The organism is Actinoplanes sp. NPDC051343, assembly GCF_044455125.1.
Taxonomy (GTDB): Bacteria; Actinomycetota; Actinomycetes; order Mycobacteriales; family Micromonosporaceae; genus Actinoplanes.
Genome location: NZ_JBITEL010000032.1, coordinates 12,846 through 28,738 on the forward strand (window position 1 = coordinate 12,846; position 15,893 = coordinate 28,738).

Annotated in this window: 17 protein-coding genes; 4 read left to right on the plus strand and 13 right to left on the minus strand. The window is 70.4% G+C overall.

What is annotated here, in order from left to right:
- Positions 1-58 precede the first annotated feature (58 nt).
- From ACIA5C_RS47860 to ACIA5C_RS47920, 13 genes are all read right to left on the minus strand, one after another.
- Entirely contained in the window at positions 59-829 is a 771-nt protein-coding gene (locus tag ACIA5C_RS47860) for a hypothetical protein (protein WP_396067927.1), read from the minus strand.
- A complete protein-coding gene (locus tag ACIA5C_RS47865; RefSeq protein WP_396067929.1) occupies positions 826-1,275 on the minus strand; it encodes a hypothetical protein in 450 nt (149 codons plus the stop codon). Before ACIA5C_RS47865 ends, ACIA5C_RS47860 begins: the two co-directional genes overlap by 4 nt.
- Positions 1,272-1,919 (minus strand): hypothetical protein, encoded by a 648-nt coding sequence (locus ACIA5C_RS47870; protein ID WP_396067931.1) that lies wholly within the window; start codon positions 1,917-1,919, stop codon positions 1,272-1,274. The genes ACIA5C_RS47865 and ACIA5C_RS47870 overlap by 4 nt, the downstream gene beginning before the upstream one ends.
- Before the next feature lie 83 nt (positions 1,920-2,002).
- A complete protein-coding gene (locus ACIA5C_RS47875) occupies positions 2,003-2,371 on the minus strand; it encodes a hypothetical protein (RefSeq protein WP_396067933.1) in 369 nt (122 codons plus the stop codon).
- 119 nt (positions 2,372-2,490) lie between these two features.
- Positions 2,491-3,024, minus strand: coding sequence for a hypothetical protein (locus ACIA5C_RS47880; RefSeq protein WP_396067935.1), 534 nt, complete (start codon positions 3,022-3,024; stop codon positions 2,491-2,493).
- Entirely contained in the window at positions 3,017-3,421 is a 405-nt protein-coding gene (locus ACIA5C_RS47885) for a hypothetical protein (RefSeq protein ID WP_396067937.1), read from the minus strand. The genes ACIA5C_RS47880 and ACIA5C_RS47885 overlap by 8 nt, the downstream gene beginning before the upstream one ends.
- Before the next feature lie 18 nt (positions 3,422-3,439).
- Complete coding sequence (locus ACIA5C_RS47890) at positions 3,440-3,760, minus strand: hypothetical protein (protein ID WP_396067939.1); 321 nt, start codon at positions 3,758-3,760, stop codon at positions 3,440-3,442.
- 187 nt (positions 3,761-3,947) lie between these two features.
- Positions 3,948-4,709, minus strand: coding sequence for a GGDEF domain-containing protein (locus ACIA5C_RS47895; RefSeq protein WP_396067941.1), 762 nt, complete (start codon positions 4,707-4,709; stop codon positions 3,948-3,950).
- A gap of 96 nt (positions 4,710-4,805) precedes the next feature.
- On the minus strand, positions 4,806-5,492 hold the full coding sequence (locus ACIA5C_RS47900; protein ID WP_396067943.1) for a hypothetical protein: 687 nt from the start codon (positions 5,490-5,492) through the stop codon (positions 4,806-4,808).
- A gap of 505 nt (positions 5,493-5,997) precedes the next feature.
- A complete protein-coding gene (locus ACIA5C_RS47905) occupies positions 5,998-6,861 on the minus strand; it encodes a replication-relaxation family protein (protein ID WP_396067945.1) in 864 nt (287 codons plus the stop codon).
- 1,106 nt (positions 6,862-7,967) lie between these two features.
- The gene (locus tag ACIA5C_RS47910; RefSeq protein WP_396067947.1) at positions 7,968-8,744 is read right to left on the minus strand and encodes a hypothetical protein; all 777 of its coding nucleotides are present in this window, start codon (positions 8,742-8,744) and stop codon (positions 7,968-7,970) included.
- Between the two features lie 82 nt (positions 8,745-8,826).
- The gene (locus ACIA5C_RS47915) at positions 8,827-9,300 is read right to left on the minus strand and encodes a hypothetical protein (protein ID WP_396067949.1); all 474 of its coding nucleotides are present in this window, start codon (positions 9,298-9,300) and stop codon (positions 8,827-8,829) included.
- Positions 9,301-9,354: 54 nt separating this feature from the next.
- A complete protein-coding gene (locus tag ACIA5C_RS47920) occupies positions 9,355-11,925 on the minus strand; it encodes a type IV secretory system conjugative DNA transfer family protein (protein ID WP_396067951.1) in 2,571 nt (856 codons plus the stop codon).
- Positions 11,926-12,250: 325 nt separating this feature from the next.
- On the opposite strand from ACIA5C_RS47920, the gene ACIA5C_RS47925 reads away from it, so the two are divergent.
- From ACIA5C_RS47925 to ACIA5C_RS47940, 4 genes are read left to right on the plus strand one after another with little or no spacing between them, the layout of a single operon-like run.
- Complete coding sequence (locus ACIA5C_RS47925) at positions 12,251-13,336, plus strand: tyrosine-type recombinase/integrase (protein ID WP_396067953.1); 1,086 nt, start codon at positions 12,251-12,253, stop codon at positions 13,334-13,336.
- Between the two features lie 4 nt (positions 13,337-13,340).
- Entirely contained in the window at positions 13,341-13,658 is a 318-nt protein-coding gene (locus ACIA5C_RS47930; protein WP_396067955.1) for a helix-turn-helix domain-containing protein, read from the plus strand.
- Positions 13,659-13,705: 47 nt separating this feature from the next.
- The gene (locus ACIA5C_RS47935; RefSeq protein ID WP_396067957.1) at positions 13,706-14,878 is read left to right on the plus strand and encodes a hypothetical protein; all 1,173 of its coding nucleotides are present in this window, start codon (positions 13,706-13,708) and stop codon (positions 14,876-14,878) included.
- Complete coding sequence (locus ACIA5C_RS47940) at positions 14,812-15,396, plus strand: hypothetical protein (protein WP_396067959.1); 585 nt, start codon at positions 14,812-14,814, stop codon at positions 15,394-15,396. Before ACIA5C_RS47935 ends, ACIA5C_RS47940 begins: the two co-directional genes overlap by 67 nt.
- Positions 15,397-15,893 lie beyond the last annotated feature (497 nt).

The window sequence follows — 15,893 nt, forward strand, 5'->3', positions numbered from 1 at the left end:
GGAAACGCGATACTGCGAGATGGCGGCGGCCGCGGTCGGGGCGCGCCGGGTGCCGGGGTCAGGAGTGCAAGCTCCAGGTCCCGGGCCGTGGTGCGTCCAGCGCGAAGCTGGGCCGATGCTGGTGGTCGGCGACCGCGGCCGTGGTGAAGGGGGCGTGGGCGGTGCCGTCGTCGGCGATCAGCGCGGTACAGCCGTCGCCGGCCGTGCAGCGACGGGCGTCGCCGTGGAAGATCGCGGCGAACGTGAAGCCGCTGCTGGTGTGCATCAGCAGGCTCAGCGTGCCGTCGCGCACGACCCGCACGCTGGGGCCGAAGGTCATGGTCAGCACCTGCGACAGGCACGACAACCAGCTGGTGGCGGCGGCGAGATGCTGCGCCGACTGCGGCCCGTAGTAGCTGGCGAGCGTCTGGAGGTGATGCCGGACGGCGGCGATGACATCGACGGCGTCGCGAGACAGCTGCACCTGCAGCTGGTCAGGCCGATGGTCGGGGCGCGGCAGGTCGGGGATCGGGGCGTCCGGGTCCTCGTAGGTGCCCGGCAGCACGTTGATCAGCTCGAGGGCGAGCTCGACGGCGATGCCCCAGGCGGCGGCCCGGCTGGTGACCGCGGCGGTGATCGCTTCCCACTGCCGGGCCGGTATCGCGAATCCGCGCAGGTGAAGCTGCTGCCCCGCCGGCAGCGGGTGAGCGCTCGGGCCGTCGTGGGCCAGCAGCGCGTCGGACACGGCACGCACGGCGACGGGCAGCAGCTGTCCGGGGGCTTCAACGGCGTCGAGGCGACCGACGATGGCGGTGATCTGGTCGCGGGTCAGGGCTTGCCGGATCGTCATCGGGTCCCCTGCCCGTTCCCGGCGGCCGGAACCCGCCATCGAGCTCGGTGAGCCCACAGGTCGATGACGAGCTCGGTGACGCCGGCCGCCGCGCCGGCGGTGAGTGCCTCGTGCAGGTTCGTCTGGCCGGGGCCGGCGTCCAGCAGCGGGAACACGATGCGGATGTCGTCGGCGCGGCCGGCGTCGACGGCCGCCTTCAGCCAATCGGCGCGGGTCCGGTAGCCCTCGGCGTACACGACGAGCAGGCCGCCGGCACTCCCCTCGTCGCAAGCGGTGTCGATCCCGTTGGACATAAGGAACACCCCGGATCCGCCGATCAGCCATAGCGCCGGGGCCGGCTTGGTTGCGTGGAGCACGTCGTGCGTCGACGGTTCGTGGGCGGTCGCGGCGAGAGCGTGCTCGGCCAGCAGAACAACGCCGGCAAGCGGGAACGCCAGCGTGATCATCGGACGTCCTCGATCCGGGGGATCTGCGGTAGGCCGACTTGGCAGCGCTGGTCGCAGGCCGGGCAGTAGACGGCGACGCCGGGGCACGGGCACATGGCGTCGGTGCTGTTGTCGTCGTAGGCGGCGCAGTCGCGGCAGCGGCTGATCACCCGGCCGGGGCCGTACAGGTCGGCGGCCCGGTGTTCGCTGCCGTCGTCGCCGTACAGGTGTGAGTCGCCGTCGGAGGTCCAGGTGTGCCCGCCGGGGCAGCTGATCGTGATGGTTGCGGCGTCGCGCCAGTAGCCGTCGTCGGTGGTGGCGTCGGCGAATACCTCGGGTGCGGCCCCGTCGATGCTGACCAGGGCCAGGGCTTCGCGGGGCAGGGTGCTGCCGGCGGCGAGCACGATCGTCACCGCCTTGGTCAGGCAGGTGTCGTCGTGTTCGATCAGGGCGCCGTCGCCGAGGTGAAGGTCGTGCGCGGCGCACCACAGCTGCAGGCGCCCGGCGACGTCGACCGCCGGCTGGTACTGGTCGAACGCCTCGTGGCGGGTGAAGTCGCGCAGCTGCCGGCTGCGGTCGTCGTGGTGAGGGCCGACGCGCTCGGCGAGCCAGGCGTCGACGTCGATGCGGTAGTAGCCGTCGTGCAGGGTGACCGGTTCGGTCATCACGGGTGGTGCCTCCTAGAAACATCGACAGGCGCGGGCAGGCGCATCGCATCCGGTCTGCCCGCGCCCCAGGGGTTGGGCGGTCAGGCCTGTGCGGTGGGGGTGTCGCTCTGCGCGCCGATCAGCACGGTGACGCCGCGGTTGGCGGGGCAGCTGTGCGGGCGGCCTGGTGCGGTCTCGTCGGATCCCGGGTGGCGGTCGCCGTTCTGGATGCCGACGGCGCTCGTGCGGGCGAGCGGTTCGTCGACGAACGCGTGCACGTCGATGTCAAGGTGCTCGCCGGGCTCGCCGGTGGCCAGGCCGGTGATGTGCACGACGGCCTTGGCGCCGCCGGCGATGGTGACGATCACGGTGGGCCGCGGGGTGCCGGTGCTGTCGAGTGTGATTGCCGGGTACCGCCGACCGGGCCGGCCGTAGCGGTTCAGGTAGGCGGCGAAGTTGAATTCAGCCATGTCAGGCTCCCCTGCTCAGATGGAGCGGACACGGCTGCCGCCGTGCCCGCGTGGGGTGGTGCTTGGCCGGGCATCGGCCGCAAACGAAAGGTGGTGCCGGCGGGCTGCAGCCCGTCGGGTCAGGCCGCCAGGTTCGGCGAGGCAGCCGTTTCGGTGAGCAGGTCGGCGGCGTACTGCCGGGCGTAGGCCCAGCCGTAGAGGCCGAACACGCTGTCCTCGTGCATCCAGCAGCCGTTGCCGGTGTGGTGTTCGACCAGGACGCCGTACACGTCACCGTCCAGCCAGGACCGCCACTGGTGGTACTCGCCGCTCAGATCGGCGGTGCCACAGATTCCGGCGTGCGTGCGGTAGCCGGCCGTGTCGAAGACGATCACCGTCAGATCGCGGTCGGTGACCTGCTCGATCGCGGTGGTGCCGTGCGCCAGGCGCAGGTACCGCTCGAACACCACCGGGTCGAGGCGGCGCCAAGCCTGCAGGATCCGGCCGGCATGTTCCGGCTGATACACCTCACCAGCCCAGCCGGGGTGACCGTGCTCGACCAGCAGCGCCGGTGCCAGCGCGTCGCCCCAGGGCTGTCCGGCGTCCTCGTCGGTGACGAGCCGGGGCCGCCAGCCGGGATAGCGGCTGTCGGTGACGAGCTCGTGATCAGTCATCGCCGTCGGCCTCGAGGTCGTCGGCCCACACCGACAGCCGATCGCACTGACTGGCCAGCGCCGGCCTGTCGGCCGTGTGGTCGGCCAGACCGGCGGCCAGGATCGCGGCCATCTGCCGGTGGGTGTGCGCGAAGCCGCCGCAGTACAGGTCGGCGCCGGACGCGACCAGGACACCATCGAGGTGCACGGCGTACACCCAGCCGTTGTTCGCGTACGCCTGGCCGACGGTGCCACCACCGAGCGCGGCGATGCTGATCACCAGCGGCGGCTGCCCCTTCTCGAGGCAGGGAACCGTCAGTTGCAGTTCCGGGTCGCACCGGTAGACCCGCAAGTAGTCCACGAGTTCGTCGGGCCGGCCGCCGGAAGGCGTACAGGTCAGGAAACGGTGAAAGATCATCGGAGGTTGCCGCCCTTTCTAGGCGCTGAGTCGGATGCCGAATCGGCTAGCGAGATCGCCGTATTTGCTGGCGTACTCGGCGTCGATCGGTTCGAGGTCGGGGTCGTCGAGGCCGTCCGCGTCGCCCAGGCGGTAGGCATACGCGTCGTTGACCGCCTCGGACAGCGTGTCCAGGTCGGTGTCCGCGTCGAGCGCTGCGACGATCTCGCTGAAGATGCCGGCCGCGCCCCGGGCGTTCTCGCGAGCGTCGCCGTAGGCCTCGATCAGCCTGATCAACAAGTCGCGGTCGACGATCGACCTGATTTTCCGCGGGGCCGTATCCATAGGGTGGTCGCTCATGTTTGGTTCTTCTCCCTTCGTTGGATGGATGCGCAGGGGCGTGGTGAACCGCTCCTCCGCGCGACGGTGGACGAGGACGGGCTGCGACGATGCAGGCGACCGCATTTCCCGTGCTGGGGCTGGCATGGCGAGGTCCCGCCGGCCGACACGGCTGGCGGGATCGCGGGAATGCCATCGAGAGGCTGGGCTAGTGGCCGCAGCGGCGGCGGGTTATCGGTCGGATGCCCGGTGGCAGCGGCAGCCCGTCGCGGTCCGGGTCGTAGATTTCGATGCCGGTGCGGCGCTTTTTGGCGGTGAGCATCGCCAGATCAGCACAGCCGAGCAGGTGGTGTGGGTCGCCGCCAGGCAGCCGGCAGATACCGACGCTGACTTCCAGCGGCCCGGCCCCGGTGGGCACGGCGGCCGGTACGGCGAACGCGGCAGTCAGGCTGGCGGCCAGATCTGTCGGGGCGCGCCGGGTGACGAGCACGAACTCGTCGCCACCCAGCCGGGCAACAAGACCGTCGCCGGCGCAGGCCTGGCACAGCCGGCGGCCGGCCTCGGCGAGGTAATGGTCGCCGGTGGCGTAGCCGCCCGGCCCGCGGTTGATGTCGTGCAGACCATCGACGTCGGCCACCGCGACTGTCAGGGTCGCCTCGGCGCCGGCAGCGACGATCGCGTCCTCCGCCACCCGCCGGACCGCGAGCCCCGTCACAGGATCAGTCAGGGCCTGCGCCAGCTTCGACCGAAGGTCGTGGACCTGCCCGCGCATCCGGGCCGCGCCCCAGAAGCCGAGGACGATCGCGGCGGTAAGCATCCAGTTGGCGGCCTGGATGGACAGGCTAGCCGCCGCGGGTACGTCGGCCAGGACGGTGATGGCCATCAGGTGCAACCCGAAGACCAGGCCGACGGGCAGCAGACTGAGCAGGACAGCGGCGTAGCCGGGAACCGGCTGCAGGGATCGGGACATGAGGATCTACCCCCTTGTTGCAGATGGGTGAGGGCATGCCGGTTGGCCGGCCGTCGGAAACGACGACCGGCACGCACACCGAGGCCAGAGCGGCGGCTATTTGGTGGTCACGGCGACCACGACGTCGGTACCGGCCAGGGCGGTGAGGTGCTCGTTGGCCAAGCGCAGGTAGTCCAATTCGTCGGCGTAGCGCAGACTGACCGGACGCAACAGGCGTCCGTCGGCGGTCAGCATCGCGGCGGCGGGCACGGCTCGCAGCCCGCCGTACATGGCGTAGGCGTGCCGGCCGGCGTTGAACGCGTCGAGGTGGTCGGTGGGCAGTTCGGTCAGGCGCCCCGGGTGCGCGTTGTAGGTGAGCATCCGCGCCACCCGCGGCTGGCTGGCGAAGCCGTGCCGGGCGTGTTCCCAGGTGTAGTTGTCCGGGTCGGCGGCGTGCCGGTCATAGAACTGCCACCACGGCTTCGGTTCCGGCGATCCAGCGACGATCTGCTGCCAGAGTTGCCAGCGGTTCCAGTACCGGCGGGCCAGGTCGTCGCGCATCGCGTCGAGGTCCAGCAGCCGCAGCGGACCGCCGGCAGCAGCACCGCCGACCGCATACAGCAGGCCAATAGTGTCGGCGCGGCGCAGCCGGTCCAGCAGGTGCCGCGGCTTGGCCCGGAAATGGCCGACGAGGCCGGCATCGGTGATGCCGTGGGCGGCCAGCAGGGCCGAGACCGCGGCGGGGATCTGATCGGTGACGGCCGTCGCCGGCATGCAGACGGTCACGGTACGAACATCGGGCACAACTGAACCTCCAATGTGGATAGGCAACGAGCGTGAAGCACGCCGTGCTGATGGCTCGCGTGGCGAGCCGGAAGTGGTGCGAGAGGGGTCGCAGGCCGCGATGATCGGCGGCGGCGGGCGAAGCGCGCGGTGCGCGCGAGAGCAGACGCCAGAAGGCGTCCGGGTAGTACGGGGTGTTACTGGTGGTGCGGGGGTTTGGCGGTGCTCGGGCGGTGCAGGCCGACCGGCCAAGTGGCGGGTGGGCGGTTGCGACCGCGGTCGTGGACGCCGGGCCCGGGTGGTGCTTAATGGGGTTTCTCTAGGAGAAGGCTTCACCGTAGCGGCGGCACCCAACAGCCAGCCCTGCGCACGATCGCAGGCAGATTGTCGGAGCTGCGCTGTTGGGTCAGGCTATTGCCTCGGCGACGATGCTGTTGGGTGAGCGGGTCGGCTGTTGGGGTGAACGGGTCGGCTGTTGGGTGGACCTGGCTGTCCTGGCGGGCGGTTTCGCGGGTGCCGGGGCCGGCTATCGCAGGTGCCGCAGGGGGTGCTCGGCCGGCTCAGGTGGGCCGGGATTGAGCGGCCCGGGCTGACCGTGGCCGCCCGGCAGGTCGGCCAGGGCCAGCCGGTGCCGGCCGTTACCGACCAGCCGCCACACCGGACCGGCCGGATCATCGCCGGACTCGGGCGAGGTGCTCGCGACGATCAGGCCCGATTCGGGCCGATCGGCCAGCCGGCGGTGCAGATTCTGCTCGCGGGTCCGGTTGGGCAAGGCGAACAGCACTGCATACGGAGGGCCGCCCTCGGCGACCAGCCGCCGGTAGGAGCTGAGTTTGTCGGCGAGTCGGGCGAGCGGTTCGGTGCCGCGGTCGAGTTCCAGAAAGAACCCGGTCTCGCGGTCGTGCTCGGCCCAGACGCCGTGGCCGTCGGGGTGGATGCGCTGGCCGAACGCGGCGGCGGCGGAGCGTTCTGACCACCATCGCCGTAGTCCGGTGCGCTGATGCAGCCGGGCATGGGCGAGGAGCCGAGTGAAGAACTCGTTGGTGCCGAGCAGGTGATCCAGGGCCGGGTTGGCGTAGACGCGGTCCTGGCGCTCGCGCAGCGCCCGGGCGGTGGGTGGACTCTGCCCGGTGGCGAGCGCGGTCAAACGAGCCGACAGCGGACCGGGTACCCAGCAGACGATGTTCGGGGTACCAGCAACGTCGCGGCGGATGAACCGTTCGACGAAGCCGAAGGAGCGCAGGGTGGTGAGCCGGTGTCGGCAGGTGATGACGCTGGAGAACAGAACGGCGGTGAGCTGATCGGTGGTGAGGGTGGTGTGTTCGTCCAGCAGCGAGGCGATGGCGTAGTCACGGGCACGAAGACGATGAGAGACATCAATCAGAGTCACCGATGAATACGAGGAGGAAGGAGAAGAGGAGTACCGAGTGGCGGAGGGAGTAAGTGAAGAAGGAGGCGAGGGATCGGCGGAGGATGCCGACGAGTCGGTAGTCCCCGGTCGGGAGACTTCCCCTACAGGGAAGAGTCGGGTTGGCCGGCGCTCAGACATGAGGGCTCCTAGCTGCGGTGTTTGCCGACTCGGGTCGGCCTGGGGTCGGCCTGGCGGGGCGGAGTCCAGGCCGGGGTCCCGGCCGACCCACAGCCCCACCTCTGGCCGGGTGTTGGGTGAGGAATAGAGAAGTCGCCCGAGGGGCACACCGCTGAGACCGCCGGAGGCAGATGCCCGCGGGCTGGGAAACTGCTGGACTAGCGGCGGCGACCGCTCGGCGGCGTGGCCGGCGGGTCGCCGAGGCTGCCGTAGCAGAACGGATCGGCGCACGGGCGGCCGACGCGCGCCTCGCACTCCTCGCACCGGTACGGGTGCTCGGGCCGGGCGGCAGGTTGAGGCGCCGTACGGCATCGATCAGCTGGTTCAGTCTGGCATGAATCAGCACTATGGCGACCTCCGGAGCGGGCCGCGAGCGGCCGTGAGCAGCCGCGGCGTGAACAGGTGCTCGGTTGGTCATCGCGAGGATTCGCGGCTGGCGGCGAGCCAGCGGGCGGCCTGCCGGCAGTGCCCGGCGTCGGCTTTTCCCAGGTCAGATGGTCGGCGGCTTCGTCGTCGGCCGCCTCCAGGTCTTGCGAGAGCCGCCACCCGGCGGCGGTGAACTCGCGGCCCCGGTACGGCGGTGCCGCGAACTGCCGCAACGGCAGGAAGCACCACATCGCGGTGGTGCAGTCGACGGCGCGTCAAGCCACCTGGCCGGCCAGCGGTCCCAGCGCAGAGAGGTCTGTTCGTAGGGCGGGTCGGTGACGATCAGATCGCCACGCAGCTGCGGCAGCAGGTCGCGGCAGTCGGCGTGGTAAAGCTCGACGGTGTTGTCGGCGTAGAACGGGGCGAGTGTCGCCAGGACGTTCTCCTGGGTGAGACATCAACAAAAGACCAGAGCGTCGCCAGGGCACGATGCCGTCCCCTCCCGACGAGGGCCGCCACCCGGGGTGGCGGGACGGCGCGGCTCAGGCGGCCTTAGCGCCGGGAGGCCGGCCGATACGGTGTCGGCGTACCGCTCGCTGTTCGTCCTCTTGCGCCTGCCAGGTGCTGAAGCGCCGGCCGGCCATGGCCTTCAAGAAGGCGTGGATGCGGTTGGCGGGGATACCGACCAGCCGCGGCCCGAGGACGGCGAGCAGGTCGGAGGCGTCTTGCGAGGAGTACCCGGCCTCGACGAGGCTCTGCTCGTCGGGGAAGACGTCAGCGACCCGGTCGACGTCCGGGTCGAGCTGACGGTCTTGGGTGCCGCCGTAGGAGTAAACCCAGAGGAAGTTCGGCGGCGGATCCGGTTCGACGAGGCGCCGGAAGCGGTCGACTTCTTTGGTGTAGGCGTAAAAGTGCAGGTCTGGCCGGGCACGGCAGATCCGCAGCCACGCCTGCAGGTAGGCGTCGGAGAAGAAGTCGCCGGCGTCGTGCACGCGGATCCAGGCGCCAGTGAACTTCTTGGCCGCCAGCTCGGTGAGCATCGCGGCCTCCCAGCCGGGCAGGTCGTCGAGGACGAATGCCAGGTTGGCGTGGTGTTTGGCCCGTACGACCGGCCACAGGTAGGTACCCTGCCGGGCGTAGCAGACCTTCGCGCAGATGCCGGCCGACGGGCAGGTGTTGAAGGTACGGCCGTCGTCGAGGCGGCCGGCCCAGGCGGGCAGCGTCCAGTTCCAGACGCCGATCGCTTTCAGCTCCCGATTCTGGGTGAGCAACTGGCGGAGACGGACAGGACCGTGTGAAGTGTCATCGGTGTCCGGCATGGTGGTCTCCCGACCGTGAGTTGCGGACAGGAATCCGGCACGGGCCACAAGGGCCGCGCCGTGTGCAGGCGCCGGGCCCGGGTTACGGGCCGGGCGCGAGGGCGGCGTGGATGCGCTGGCACACGCGGGTCAGCTCCGGCACGGCGAGGGGGTCGGCGGCCAGGTCGAACGCCTGAAGCCAGCCGGCGCGGGCCTTGCTGGGCGGCAGCAGATGCAGCGGGTACGCGTCGTGGACCGCGAGGACCCAGTCCGGCAGCGGCCGGCCGGCGGACAGGATCAGACTCCAGACGCGCCCATGCAGCCGGATCACCGCCGGCGGCCCGCCCGCGGTGGCGCACGCGACGTGCACGAGGTCCGGGTCGCCGCTCGCGGCGACCAGCGGGGCCTCGCTGAAGATGTCGTGCAGCCGCGGCCGACTGGCCAGGTGCGCGTGGTGGGTCTGGATGAGCCGGACCCGTTCGCCCAGCAAGCGGGCGGTGAACAACTGGTTGGCGATTTGGTCGGCCAACCGGCGCCGGCGCGGCACGTCCGGCTGAAGGGTGTTGGGCGTGGTCACAGAAACTCCCGGAATGTCGCGGCCCGAAATGGCGAGCGCCGCGTGACCGTTGGGTCACGCGGCGCTCGTTTCGGTGGGTGTTGGGTCATCGGGTGGATCGGCCCGCCGTTGACGTGCGGGTGGCGTGACCCGGGCGAGCTGGGCGATCGCGGCCTGCCCGTTGGCTGCGCCGGGCGGGGTGACGTTGGCCAGTGCCGCCTGCCGGACCGCGGTCGTCTCACCGACCACCGCCTTCGGCGGCAGCGTGTGCAAGGTGAACGCCGGGGTCTCCCGGCCATCGACCACCAGCCGGCAGGCAGCCTGATAGGCGTCCAGATGGGACAAGTCGTGGTCGGACAACTCCGGCATCGTGTGCTTCGCCAGCTGCGTAGCGTCCTCCGGCGCGCAGGTGAAGAACACCTTGTTACGCGCGTTGGCCGACAGCGCGAGCTGAGTCTCGCGGGGCATCTGGGTCAGGTTCTGGTGCGCCAGGACGAGGCCGAACCGGTAGCCGCGCGCCTCGGCGAGCATGTCCCCGACGCTGCCGGGCAAGTTGAGGAAGTTGTGGGATTCGTCGATGTAGGCCACGGCGTCGCGGCGGGCGTCCTCGGCGATCCGGGTCCGGCCGGTGGCGGTCTGCCACGCCTGGGCCAGGATGAACGAGCCCATCAGCCGGGCGGTTTCCTCACCGATCTGCCCCTTCGGCAGCCGAGCGAGCAGGATCCCGCCGTCCAGGACCCGGCGCATGTCGACTGTCGAGCGCGCGGCGCCGACGGTCTGGGTGACGAACGGCCGGGTGAGGAAGCTGCGTAGGCGGGCCAGGACGGGTCCGATGACCTGCGAGCGCAACGGCGGCGGGGTGGATTCGAACCACTGCCAGAACCCCAGTAATCCTTCGGGGTCGTCGAGGTCGCTGGTGAATGCGGCCCGGAACTGCTTGTCCTGAAGGAGGCTCGGGATCAGGGTCAGGGTGGCGTTGGCCTTGCGCAGCAGGGTGAGGCAGGCCATGCGCATCGTGTCGTCGATCCGCGGGCCCCAGTGCTTCGCGAAAATCTTTCCGAAGATCGACACGATGTGGTCGACGACCAGGTCGTGGTCGGCGCCTTCGAGCGGGTTGAGGGTGGCACCGGCCGGCTGGTCCGGATCGATCAGGTAGAGCCGCTTGTCGGCGACCTCAGCGGGCAGCCGGTCGATCACATCGTTGATCAGGTCGCCTTTGGGGTCGATGACGATGACCCCGCGCCGGGCGTGGATGTCGTCGAGGATCATGTTGGCCAGCAGGGTGGATTTGCCGCTGCCGGTGCTGCCGATGACGTGCGCGTGCTGCCGCGCGTCGGCCGCCTTCAAGGCGACTTTGTGGCCGCCGACCTGGGCGGTGCCGAGGACTTTTGTGCCGCGCCCACCGCTGACCACGGCGACCGGCGCCGGCATCGCCTTCGCCCGGGCCCGGTCCAGGCCCGGGACGGCGATGTCGGTCGGCAGCCCGGCCAGGGTGGACAGCTCGCCGACGTTGAGCAGGAACCCCGAGCGCAGCACCCGGGAGGCCAGCACGCGGGCGGGGTGGGCGGCGCGGACGCGGCGAAGCCGGTTGCGGCCGGCGTAGACGCCGAAGCTCGAGGCGAGGCCGTGGGCGACGCTGGTCAGCCGCGGGGCGAGGGTCTTTGCGGTGCCGCCGGGTCCGGTGTGGGCGACGGCGTACCGGACGGCGACGTCCCACAGCGGGGCGCCGGCGAGTTTGTCGACGGCCGCGCGGGCGTCCCGGTCGGCCTGCGGGTCTGCGCCGGGCAGCCGCGCGACCGACCGCCCGGCGTTGACGCTCGGGCGGCGGGTCGGGCCGAGCACGCTGAGCGCGAGGTCCAGGACGCCGCGCAGCCAGACCGCCGGATCGAGCAGGCTGTTCGGGGGTTTGCCGGTGCGCAGGGCCTGGACCCCGCGGCGCAGTCGCCCGATCTGCCGGTTGCTGGCTGGGCGGGCCAGGACCTGCACGCAGGCGGCCTCGGTCCGGGCGAGGTCGGCCGCGGCCTGGATCAGGGTGCGCAGCGGGTCGGCGTCGTGGTCGCTGACCAGGGGGAACCATGCGGGCAGCAGCGGGGCCAGGGCGCCGCCTTGAGCGATCGCCGTGATCGGCATGGGGTCGGTGGGGTCGGCGATGTCGCAGGCCGTGCCGGGCCAGGCGCCGCGGATCGCGGCCAGGACCGGTCCGTAGGCGACCGTGCCGGGCAGCCACAGCCCGATCCGCAGCTGCCGCCCCGACCAGCGGTATTCGAGGACGACGTGGGGGCGGCCGTCGCGCTGCCGGCGCCACCAGCTGGGTCGCAGGATTTCGGCCAGGGTGGACCAGAGCACCCGGGCGCCGTCCGGGTCGACCTCGGGCGCCGGGCTGATCCAGATCAGCCGGGCATCCTCGCGCATCCGCTTGTCGTGGCGGGCCAGCAGGACCGCCTGGGCCATAAACCCGGCGACGGCGAGGGCGGCGAGGACCGCGAGCAGCCACGGCCGGTGGACGCACCAGGCCGTGACGGTGCTGGCGGCATGTTCCGCCCACCGCGTCGGCGCCGGCAGCGGGAAGTCCGGCGGGCTGGAAGACAGAGAAGGCGCAGGAGAGGGAGCAAGGTGTTCGGAGAGCAGGGCGGTGAGCCCGGACATGACGGTGGCCCTTCGCAGAACGCAAGAGGGCCGGCCCCTTCTTCGCGCTCGCGAGGAGCTCGAGAAGGGGCCAGCCCTTGTGAAGAGATTTGAGGGGTTGGCCGCGCCGCGGCGGCTAGTTGTGCGATGGCTATTCGTCGTCGACTTCGAGGTCGCCTATCACAACTGCACGGAGTTCCATTTGGGGTCTGCTCTGGTCCTTGGCTGTTGTGGCTGACCAGGTCTGTGCGTTGTCGTGGAGATCGATGGTTGACAGACGGTCGGGATGCCTGAAGAGTCGCCGTCATTCTTGATCAACGGTCGGTATCGGCGATCTGGGGTGGTCATGGACTTGGCGGTGGTGCGGTCGCTCGACGCGCCGCGTCGGCTGTCGTCCCCGACCGAGGTCGAGGATTTCGAGCAGGAGTTGGTGGATCAGTACCTGCTCGCGGCGGTGGGTGCCGGGTCTGCCGATAGCACGGTGGCGTCGGACCGGTCGGTGTTGTTCGAGTTCATCCGGTTTTTGGCGCGTCCGGTGTGGACGGCTCGGCCAAGTGACGCGGATCGGTTTCTGGCTGCGGCGCGTCGGTCGGGGCTGGCCCGGTTGACGGTGCAGCACAGGGCGTGGGCTCTGGCGCATTTCTTCGATTTCCTTGTCGTCAGGTATCAGGGCGACATCCGCCGGTTGACGGATGTCGTGGTCGAGCAGGTGATCGACGAGTTCAACCGGCCGGCGCAGGCTGATTACGGCTCGGCCCGGGTACCGCCGTCGACGGACGAGGTCGAGGCGTTGTTCGCGGCGTGGCGGTTGTGGCTGCCGCAGGCGCGCAAGTTCCTGCCTGCGGCACGCGATTATCTGGCGGCCTCGTTGTGGCGGCGGATCGGGTTACGCATCAACGAGACCTGCATGCTGGACATCCGGGACTGGCGCCGGGACCTGGGCGAGTACGGCTGCGTAGATGTCCGGTTCGGCAAGGGCAGCCGCGGTCGCGGGGTGAAGACGCGGCTGGTTCCGGCGATCAACTCGGTCCGGGAGTTGCTGGACTGGTGGATGGTCGAGGTCCGGCATCAGTTCGGCCCGGACTACACCAACCCGGATGCGCCCCTGTTACCGGCAGAGCGCCACCCGGACCCGTTGACCGGCTGCTGCCCGCGAGCAGGCAAGCAGACGCTGCGCGACGGCCTGGCCGCTGCGGTGCAGCGGGGCCTACCGTCCTGGCGCGGCCGGTTGACGCCGCACGTGCTGCGGCATTTCTGTGCGTCGTCGTTGTACGCCAACGGCTTGGACGTCAAGGCGATCCAGGAGGTCCTGGGCCACTCCTGGTTGTCGACGACGACCCGGTACATCCACGTCCCGGTCGAGCACGTGACCCAGGCGTGGAACGCCAGCAACGCCCGGACCGCAGCCCGGCTCGGACCACTTGAGGGGTGATGGGATGCAGTGGAACCTGCGGATGCGCGCGGCGCAGACGGGGATCTGGAAGTCGACCGAGATGCGCCGCCGGCTGGCGGAGGCCGGGCTGGAGATCAGCGCCGGGAAGATGTCGGCGTTGTGGACAGGCACCCCGACCTCCATTCGCCTGGACGATCTGGACGTGATCTGCACGGTGCTCAGCTGCACCCCGGCCGACCTGCTGCTGTGTGAGCCGGAGAAAGTCGCCGCACGCCGCCCACAGCAGACCAGCATCGCCTCCGGGAACTCGAACACCCTGAGCCCGCAGCTGGGGCGGCACACCTCGATCCCGCCGGCATGAACGGACGGTTGAGGCCGTGCAGGGTATGCAAGGTGCGGCCACCGGCGATGCGGGAGATCCCGTACTGCTTCGTCTGCTGGCCGGGCGGCCCGGTTACCGCTCCGCCGTGCTACAAGTGCGCGTCCACCGCGGACTACTACATGTCGGGGTTGTGTGCCCGGTGTCATCCGCACGCGCCGGGGCAGCGCTCCCCGGCCTGGAAGCTGGCCCAGCGGCGGGTCATCATCGACGCCTGCCCGGACTGTCACGCCTGGGGTGTCACCCGCACTTACGGCTGGACGTGTGCGGCCTGCCGCGCGCACCGCGACGCGCACCGCACCGTCGCCGCGTGCGCGACCTGCGGGCAGGCGGTGGCGCTCTACGAGGACGGCTCGTGCCGGTTGTGTCATCGCCAGCGCAGCCTGTTCGCTCACGCGCTGGGGCGCCGGGTCGGTGATGTCGGCCTGGCCGAGGCCAACCGGCACGGCCAGCAGTTGTTCATCGCCGGGTTGTGGCACCAGGACGGCACCGGCAAACGCCCGTATGTGAAGAAGACCGTGCCGCCGGACATGCGGCTGCTGGCCCCGGTTGGGCACCGCCAGCTCGTGTTGTTCGACGCCGCCCGCGACCTGCAAGCGGGACTGCGCAACGGGTTCCCGCCGCCTCCGCACCCGGACCGGGAAGCGGCGTTGCTCGCGTTCGTCGCCGAGCACGCGCAGCGTTACGGCTGGCGGCGCAGCAAGATCGAGCGGGTTCGCCGCGCCATGCGGATCCTGCTGGGCATCCAGGACACCCCGGGCGCGCCGATCAAGCGCAGCGACGTCGCGCTGCTGTCGCGGATCAAACACTCCGCCGCCGTGGTCGCCGACGTGCTGGCTGACGCCGGTCTGCTCGACGAGGACCGGCAGCCCGCGATCGTCACCTGGTTCACCGTCAACACCGCTGATCTGCCCGAGCAGATCCGCGACGAACTCGGCGTCTGGCTGGAAGTGATGCGGCACGGATCGACCGAGCCGCCGCGGCGCAAACCGCGCAATGACGCCACGATCACCACCCAGCTGCGTTGGGCGCTTCCGGCCTTGCGCCAGTTCGCGGCGGCGCATCCGTCGCTGCGCGAGATGGGAGTCGACGAGGTCCGCGCCGTGCTGCCCACCGGGCCGCTGGCCGCTACACCATGCTGCAGGGCCTACGGTCGATCTTCCGGATCCTCAAGGTCCGCAAGCTCGTCTTCGTCAACCTGACCGCCCGGCTCAGCGCACCGCAGCCCCAGTCACCTGCGCCCGCGTCGGTCGACCTCGAGGCCGTCCGCGCCGACCTCAACTCCGGCCAACCGGCCACCGCCGCGCTGGCCGCCCTGCTTGCCTTCCACGCCGTGCGCATCATCCAGCTCTGCCACCTGCAACTGATCGGCCTGCACGACGGACGGCTACACCTGGGCGAGCAGGTCATCCCGCTGGCCCCGCCAGTCCGCACCCGGCTGGCCGCCTGGCTCGACTACCGGCAGACCACCTGGCCACACACCATCAACCCGCACGTGTTCACCCATATCCGCAACGCGATCACCGTTCGCCCGGTCAGCCACTGGTGGATCCGACACCAACTCGGTATAGCGGGGCAGTCCATCCGCCTCGACCGGATCCTCGACGAAGCCCACGCCACCAGCGGCGACATCCGCCGCCTCATGGACATGTTCGGCCTCTCGGTCGAAGGCGCCAGCCGCTACGCCGCCACAGTCACCTCGTCCACAACCCCACGATGACCCATCCAGGCCGGTCTCGCTCAACGGCCCGGACCGACACCGCCCTGGCCGAGGCTCGATCCGGCGCTAACCAGTTGGTGCGCATATTCCTCCCAGGTGATAGCCGAATCTGCTTGATGTCAGCACGCTCTCACGCCGACAAGCCATTCGCGGTCATCCGACGGCTGCCAGGCCACGGGGCAGCAACGTGGCCGACGGTGTTTTAAGATCCCGCGGCCAATTACCTTCGCCGGGGAGAATGCCTTGCGTCGCCTTGCCGTCCTCGTTGCTGTCCTGCTTCTTCCGCTTGCCGCCTGCGACTCCACCCCGACCTCCACTGGACCGGCGCCCACCACCTCGGCCGCCCTGGACGCCAATATCTCGCCGACCGCCATGCCCAAGGTCACCGCGGCGCCAGTTCTGCTAGTACGGCAGCCGCCAATCGTGATCATGGCTGGGGTTCGAGGTTGAGGCGGCGGGAGTAATGGGCTCGTTTGGCTCGCGCCTGGTGTCGGCGT

What these genes read in the sequence shown, in the direction of transcription:
- ACIA5C_RS47860 (WP_396067927.1), bottom strand. Translation starts at nt 829, where the DNA reads ATGACGATCCGGCAAGCCCTGACCCGCGACCAGATCACCGCCATCGTC.
- ACIA5C_RS47865 (WP_396067929.1), bottom strand. Translation starts at nt 1,275, where the DNA reads ATGATCACGCTGGCGTTCCCGCTTGCCGGCGTTGTTCTGCTGGCCGAG.
- ACIA5C_RS47870 (WP_396067931.1), bottom strand. Translation starts at nt 1,919, where the DNA reads ATGACCGAACCGGTCACCCTGCACGACGGCTACTACCGCATCGACGTC.
- ACIA5C_RS47875 (WP_396067933.1), bottom strand. Translation starts at nt 2,371, where the DNA reads ATGGCTGAATTCAACTTCGCCGCCTACCTGAACCGCTACGGCCGGCCC.
- ACIA5C_RS47880 (WP_396067935.1), bottom strand. Translation starts at nt 3,024, where the DNA reads ATGACTGATCACGAGCTCGTCACCGACAGCCGCTATCCCGGCTGGCGG.
- ACIA5C_RS47885 (WP_396067937.1), bottom strand. Translation starts at nt 3,421, where the DNA reads ATGATCTTTCACCGTTTCCTGACCTGTACGCCTTCCGGCGGCCGGCCC.
- ACIA5C_RS47890 (WP_396067939.1), bottom strand. Translation starts at nt 3,760, where the DNA reads ATGAGCGACCACCCTATGGATACGGCCCCGCGGAAAATCAGGTCGATC.
- ACIA5C_RS47895 (WP_396067941.1), bottom strand. Translation starts at nt 4,709, where the DNA reads ATGTCCCGATCCCTGCAGCCGGTTCCCGGCTACGCCGCTGTCCTGCTC.
- ACIA5C_RS47910 (WP_396067947.1), bottom strand. Translation starts at nt 8,744, where the DNA reads ATGCCGGACACCGATGACACTTCACACGGTCCTGTCCGTCTCCGCCAG.
- ACIA5C_RS47920 (WP_396067951.1), bottom strand. Translation starts at nt 11,925, where the DNA reads ATGTCCGGGCTCACCGCCCTGCTCTCCGAACACCTTGCTCCCTCTCCT.
- ACIA5C_RS47925 (WP_396067953.1), top strand. Translation starts at nt 12,251, where the DNA reads ATGGACTTGGCGGTGGTGCGGTCGCTCGACGCGCCGCGTCGGCTGTCG.
- ACIA5C_RS47930 (WP_396067955.1), top strand. Translation starts at nt 13,341, where the DNA reads ATGCAGTGGAACCTGCGGATGCGCGCGGCGCAGACGGGGATCTGGAAG.
- ACIA5C_RS47935 (WP_396067957.1), top strand. Translation starts at nt 13,706, where the DNA reads ATGCGGGAGATCCCGTACTGCTTCGTCTGCTGGCCGGGCGGCCCGGTT.
- ACIA5C_RS47940 (WP_396067959.1), top strand. Translation starts at nt 14,812, where the DNA reads ATGCTGCAGGGCCTACGGTCGATCTTCCGGATCCTCAAGGTCCGCAAG.